Annotated in this window: 4 protein-coding genes; all 4 read left to right on the forward strand. The window is 69.2% G+C overall.

The genetic code is table 11. The features are described from left to right. The coding region (locus VKG64_06920) for a hypothetical protein (protein ID HKB24771.1) at nucleotides 1-420 on the forward strand (420 nt) is incomplete at its 5' end. Between the two features lie 292 nt (nucleotides 421-712). Further along, nucleotides 713-1,603: a TIGR03619 family F420-dependent LLM class oxidoreductase gene (locus VKG64_06925; protein ID HKB24772.1), complete on the forward strand. Its 891-nt coding sequence runs from the start codon at nucleotides 713-715 to the stop codon at nucleotides 1,601-1,603. A 45-nt stretch (nucleotides 1,604-1,648) separates the two neighbouring features. Then, a complete protein-coding gene (locus VKG64_06930; GenBank protein ID HKB24773.1) occupies nucleotides 1,649-2,452 on the forward strand; it encodes a biotin/lipoate A/B protein ligase family protein in 804 nt (267 codons plus the stop codon). Beyond that, complete coding sequence (locus tag VKG64_06935; GenBank protein HKB24774.1) at nucleotides 2,449-2,889, forward strand: NUDIX hydrolase; 441 nt, start codon at nucleotides 2,449-2,451, stop codon at nucleotides 2,887-2,889. Before VKG64_06930 ends, VKG64_06935 begins: the two co-directional genes overlap by 4 nt. Nucleotides 2,890-3,211 lie beyond the last annotated feature (322 nt).

Here is a 3,211-nt window from a genome sequence, read left to right on the forward strand (position 1 = left end):
TTTCGTGAGAGACCCGATGCAATTCGGAAGGTCCTGTATCGCCTAGGAGCATTCTCCAACAAGGAAATTGAGGCGCGGATTCCAGAGATCATGGCGGTGCTAAGACCGCAGAGTCTCGCGAAGGCGCCTGATTTCCCCTCCTTCTCCGTTGGGGGTCTGCCCGGGCTGCTGCGATTCGTTCTCTTCTCGCCCGATCAGACGCGTAACTCATCGCGCAATCAAAGGCCGGCGATCTTTGGCGATGACATGCTCGGCTTCATTTGGACCTGCCTTCGCCCCGCGGCTCCTCGACGCGAGTGTGCGACGGACTACCACGTGGAACTCTGGGGCCACCAGTTCAACGAACTCGTTGGGTACTTCAAGGACCCGTCGCGCCGAAGCTGTGGCACGGTCGATGATCTTTATGCGCACCTACTTTGAACGGTCGGGGAGATAGGTAACAAAAGAGTCCGGGGACATGGGTTACACATGTCGACGATAGAGTCTCCCGTACTCATCCTCGCTGGTCATCCTGATCGTCGCGGCGCCCGCGCTCGTGTGGGCTTCTTCATCGACCGACGGGCTGGAAGAGGAAATCGCGCGAGGAGCTGATGAGCATGGCCGGGGACTGGCGCCGATGGAAGGCCGCGATCGCCGAGCTGCAGCGGCGCGGCGAGGACGTCTGTCGCTCGGTATGGTATCCAGGATCCCTAGCGCAGTCAGGGAGGGTCTCATGAACTACGGAGTCGTGCTTCCGATCTGGCAGCTCACGGTCGCCGAAGCGGAGTCGTTGACGACGCGCGCGGAGCAGCTGGGCCTCGATGGCGTGTTCGTCCCCGATCACATCCTCGCCAAGCCCGCCACCACCCAGCATTATGGCGGCCACTGGCCGGACCCGTTTTCGCTCCTGGCCTATCTCGCGGGTCGCACGCAGCGCATCCGCCTCGGAGCGAGTGTCATCGTGCTCCCGTACCGGAACGCCCTCGTGGCGGCCAAGGCGGCCGCGACCGTTGACCAAGCATCGGGCGGGCGCTTCATCTTCGGCGTCGGCGTAGGCTGGGACGAGCCGGAGTTCGTGGACCTGCGCTTGCCGTTCCGCGAGCGCGGGCGCCTGAGCGACGACTATCTCCGGGCGATCAAGGCGGCCTGGGCCAGCGACGTTCCGGAGTACAAGGGCGGGTACGTGAGCTTCGCCGGCGCCACGTTCTCGCCCCGCCCCGTGCAGCGGCCGCACCCGCCGATCTGGGTCGGTGGCTCGCCCGGCGGCGTGTCAGCACCCGCGGTGCGCCGTTGCGCCGAGCTGGGCGACGCCTGGCACCCGTTGGCGCTGAGCCTCGATGACATCGAGAAAGGCTTCGCGACGCTGCGTGACCTCGCCGCCCAGCGCGGCCGGCGCGATGCGGTCGGTCTCGCGCCGCGCAATCTCCTCGACCTCACGGACTCGCCGAAGGGCGCCGGCCGCGCGGCGTTTCAGGGCTCGGTGGCGGAGGTGGCGTCCGACATCCGCCGGGTGCAGGGCCTGGGCGCCGGCTGGATGACGTTCGACCTGCCGCGGGCCGGCGTGCCCGCGATGGTGCGCGCCATGGAGCGCCTCGCCCGCGAGGTGAAACCAGCAGCCGCGTAGGGTGAGGGAGAAGCGTCGGCCGTAGTCCCGTGCGATGCTAGGGCCATGACGGAGCGGCCCTGGCGCCTGCTCGTGACCGAGCCGGCGGACGGCGCCACCAACATGGCGGTGGACGAAGCGCTCTGGCTCGGGCGCCGCGCGGGGACGTCGCCCCCGACCATCCGCTTCTTCGCCTGGGCGCCGCCCACCGTCTCCCTCGGCTACGGCCAGCCTCTCGACGGCCACGTGGACGTCGCCGCGTGCGCGCGGCTCGGCGTCGGGCTCGTCAGGCGCCCGACGGGCGGCAGCGCGATCTACCACGACGGCCCCGAGCGCGAGCTGACGTACAGCGTAGTCGCTCGCGCGGAAGACATCGGCGGCGGCGCTCGCGACCTGCTCCACAGCTACCAGTGGATCGGGCGCGCGCTGGTCTCGGGGCTCCGGGCGCTCGGTGCTCCCGTCGAGATGATCGGTGCCGTGCGCGAGGGGCCCACGCCCGCCTTCTGCTTCGCGCGGACGGGGAGCTGCGAGATCGAGCTCGCCGGTCGCAAGGTCGTCGGCAGCGCCCAACGGCGCTACGGGAGCGCGTTCCTCCAGCACGGCTCCGTCCTGCTCGGGATCGACCTGCCGCGGGTCCGCGAGGTCTTTCCGACGACGCGCGATCCGCTCGCGTCGCTGACGACGCTCGAGGCGGCGCTCGGCCACAGTCCGAAGTTCGACGACGTGGCGGCGGCGCTCGGCGACGCCTTCGCGCGCGAGCACGGGCTCGACCTCCGGCCCGACGGGCTCAGCGCCGACGAGACCGCGGCCGTCGCCCGGCTCGTCAGGGAGAAGTACGCCACCGACGAGTGGCTCCGCGGCCCCGCGTGAGCCGCGAGTACCCGGACCACCCGCGCGTCGGCGTCGGCGCCGTCGTCCTCCACGAGAACCGCGTGCTGCTCGTCAAGCGCGGCAAGCCGCCGGCGCTCGGCAAGTGGAGCCTGCCCGGCGGGCTCGTCCATCTCGGCGAGACGACGCGCGAGGCGGTGGCGCGCGAGGTCGCCGAGGAGTGCGGCGTCCGGATCAAGGTGGCAGACGTCGCGGGCGTGGTGGACCGGGTCATCCGGGACGAGGCCGGGCGCATCCGTTATCATTACGTGCTGGTGGACTACCTCGCGTTTCCGGAAGCCACGCGCGTCACGCCGGGCAGCGACGCGGCCGACGTGCGCTGGGTCGAGATCGACCGGCTCGCCGAGCTCGACACGACCGAGGGGCTCCTCGACATGATCCGGCGGGCCCAGGCGCTCGCGAGAGGTGACAACGCGTGAAGCGCATGAACACCAAGGAGAGGGCGACCCGATGATGCTCTACGGCACTCGCCTGTACAATGATCGAGGCGAGTCTTGAGCCGCGCAGGAGGGCGTGACATGAAGACGACCCCGCGACAGCTGTATTTCCGGAAGCGCGTCGACCGGGGTCTCCGTGAGCTGAAGACAGGTCGGACTGTTTCTCACCGTCGGGTCAAGCGGAGCGTTGCCGGGTGGCTCAGGTCCGCTGGACGGTAGGGGCCAGGGCAGACGGCTGACCGGATCCTAGCGTGCCGTCGATATCGGTCTTCTTCGGGATCATCGTTCGCATGTTCTACAACGA

The organism is Candidatus Methylomirabilota bacterium, assembly GCA_035260325.1.
Classification (GTDB): domain Bacteria; phylum Methylomirabilota; class Methylomirabilia; order Rokubacteriales; family CSP1-6; genus AR19.